At 62.9% G+C, this 3392-nt stretch carries 1 protein-coding gene; it reads left to right on the top strand.

Annotated elements, in window-relative coordinates:
- Positions 1–3392, top strand: a 3392-nt coding sequence (locus OQK_RS03525) for a beta strand repeat-containing protein (protein ID WP_157221893.1), incomplete at both ends; no start/stop codon positions are given.

Below are 3392 nucleotides of genomic sequence, written 5' to 3'. Positions count from 1 at the left end.
GATGCCGACGGCGATACCAGCACTGCCAATCTCGTATTGAACATCCACAACAACGACGATCCGGTGCTGCTCAATGGCCTCGACGTCAACGGTGGCGAACTTACCGTCTACGAAAAAAACCTCAGCGACGGCACCAGCCCCAACACGCCCGCGCTGACCCAGAACGGCACTTTCACCGTCAGCGCTCTCGATGGTCTGCAGACCCTCACAGTCGGCGGCATCGCGGTGATCACCAATGGCGTGGCCGCAGGCTTCCCGCAATCGATCACCACGCCACTGGGCAGCACGCTGACGATTACTGGTTTCGACGCTGCAACCGGCGTGGTCAGCTACAGCTACACCCTGGCCGACAACGAAGCCCATCCAACCGCCAACGGCGCCAACAGCCTCACCGAGAACTTCGACGTGGTGGCGACTGACACCGATGGCAGCACCGCCAGCGGCCAGATCAACGTCAACATCGTTGATGATTTGCCGACCGCGCATGCGGACGCGGCTTCGGTGGCGGAGGGCCGTACCGTCAGCGGCAACGTACTCAACAACGATATCGGCGGCGCTGACGGCCCGGCGGTCACGGGTGCAGTGGTTGGCGTGCGCGCCGGTGCCGACACCTCGACTTCGGCCATCGGCGGACTCAATTCGCAGATCAACGGCACCTACGGCTACCTCACGCTTGATGCCAACGGCAACGCCGTTTATCACAGCAATCCGAACACGGTGAACGGCCCGGGCGCGGTGGATGTGTTCACCTACACCGTGCGCGATGCCGACGGTGACGAAAGCACCACGACGATCACCATCGATGTCTACAACAGCTGCCTGAAAGCGGTCAGCGACACTGACGTCACCGTCTACGAAAAAGCCCTCGACCTGAACCAGGATGGCCAGGATCTGGCAGCGGGCAGCGTGGTCGGCAGCGATCCGAACAGCACCGGCGAAACCGCCTCCGGCACCCTGGTCGGCTCGGTCACCGGTGCGGTCGGCGCGATCAGTTATGCGCTGGTTGGCAGTGCTACCGGCAACTACGGGCAGATCGTTCTCAATGCCAATGGCACTTACACCTACACCCTGACTTCGCCAGCGACCACTACGCCGCACGCTGACGACGGCGCCAACAGCCTGAGCGAAACCTTCACCTATCAGGCCACCGATTCTCTCGGCAACGTCGTCACCAGCACAATCGTCGTGAGCATCGTCGATGACGTGCCGAAAGCGCTGAATGACAGCAACGCGACCAACGCGACCGAAGACCAGTTGACCCTGACCGGCAACGTCCTCGACAACGACGTGCAGGGCGCCGACCGCGTCGCCAGCGGCCCGGTAACCGCCGGTACTTTCACTGGCACTTACGGCACGCTGGTGCTCAACGCCAACGGCACTTACACCTACACGCTGGAGGCCAATGACGCCGACTTCAAAAACCTCCAGGGCGGCGGCAACGGCACGGAAACCTTCGCCTACACCATCACCGACGCGGACGGCGACACCAGCACCGCCAACCTGGTGCTGAACATCCATAACAACGACGATCCGGTGTGCCTCGACGGCCTCAACGTGAAGGGCGGCGAAATCACCGTCTACGAGAAAAACCTCAGCGACGGCAGCAGCCCCAACACCTCGGCGCTGACCCAGAGCGGCAGCTTCACCGTCACTGCGCTTGATGGCCTGCAAACCCTCACGGTCGGCGGCATTGCGGTGATCAGCAATGGCGTCGCCGCCGGTTTGCCGCAATCGGTGGTCTCGCCATTGGGCAGTACGTTCACCATCACCGGTTACGACCCGGCCACCGGACTGGTCAGCTACAGCTACACCCTGGTCGACAACGAAGCCCATCCGAACGCCAACGGCGCCAACAGCCTCAGTGAGAGCTTCGAGGTGGTCGCCACTGATACCGATGGCAGTACCGCCAGCGGTCAGATCAACGTCAACATCGTCGACGATCTGCCGACTGCCAACGCCGATACCGGCTCGGTAGCGGAGGGCGGCACGGTCAATGTCAGTGTGCTCGGCAATGACCTCAGCGGTGCCGACGGCGCCGCCACGGTGGTCGGCGTGCGCGCCGGCAGCAACACCGCGATGTCAGCCAGCGGCGGGCTCAACAGCAACATCAACGGCAACTACGGCTACCTGACCCTCGACGCGGCGGGCAACGCGGTTTACCACAGCAACCCGAACTCGGTGAGCCCGCCGGGCGCGACCGACACGTTCACCTACACCATCCGTGACAGCGATGGCGATGAAAGCACCACAACGCTGACCATCAACGTGGCCGACAGCAAACTGGTCGCCTCGGTCGATCAGGATGTGACGGTCTACGAAAAAGCCCTCGACCTGAGCAAGGATGGCCAGGATCTCGCCCCCGGCACAGTCACCGGCAGCGAACCGGGCAATACCGGTGAAACCGCCAGCGGCACGCTGGTCGGTTCGGTCAGTGGCGGCAGCGGCGCGATCACGTACACCCTGGTCGGCAACGCCACTGGCAGCTACGGGCAACTGCAGCTGAACGCTGACGGCACCTACACCTACACGCTGACCTCGGCACCAAAAACCGCGCCGAACGCCAACGACGGGCCGAACACCCTCAGCGAAACGTTCACCTACAAAGCCACCGATGCGCTGGGCAACAGCACCACCAGCACGCTTGTGGTGAACATCGTCGACGATGTGCCGAAAGCCGTTGCCTCGGATCGCTCGGTTACCGCAGTGGAGATCGATTCCAACATCCTCATCGTCCTCGACATCTCCGGCAGTATGGCTGATGCCTCTGGCGTGCCGGGCCTGTCGCGGCTGGCACTGGCCAAGCAGGCCATTGGTGCCTTGCTCGACAAGTACGATGATCTGGGCGATGTGAAAGTGCAGTTGGTGACGTTCAGCAGCAATGCCGCCGACCGCACCACCGTGTGGGTGGATGTCGCCACCGCCAAGACACTCCTCGCCGGCCTCAACGCCGGCGGCGGCACCAACTACGACGCCGCCGTGGCGGTGATGCAGACCGCGTTCAACACCTCCGGCAAACTCACCGGGGCGCAGAACATCGGCTACTTCTTCTCCGACGGCAAGCCCAACGAGGGCGACATCGGCACGGCTGACGAAGCCGCGCTGAAAAACTTCCTCGACGCCAACAACATCAAGAACTACGCCATTGGTCTGGGCAGTGGCGTGAGCAACGCCAACCTCGATCCGCTGGCCTACGACGGCATCAACCACACCAATACCAATGCGGTGGTGGTCACCGATCTCAACCAGCTCAACTCGGTGCTCTCCGGCACCGTGCAGGGCGCGCCGGTTACCGGTTCGCTGCTGGGCGACGGTGGTTCGTTCGGCGCCGATGGCGGTTTCATCAAATCGATCGTGGTCGACGGCACCACCTACACCTACGATCCGAAAGCCCT

The organism is Pseudomonas sp. R62, assembly GCF_000257605.1.
GTDB lineage: Bacteria > Pseudomonadota > Gammaproteobacteria > Pseudomonadales > Pseudomonadaceae > Aquipseudomonas > Aquipseudomonas atacamensis.
This window is presented reverse-complemented; position numbering and strand designations above follow the sequence as displayed.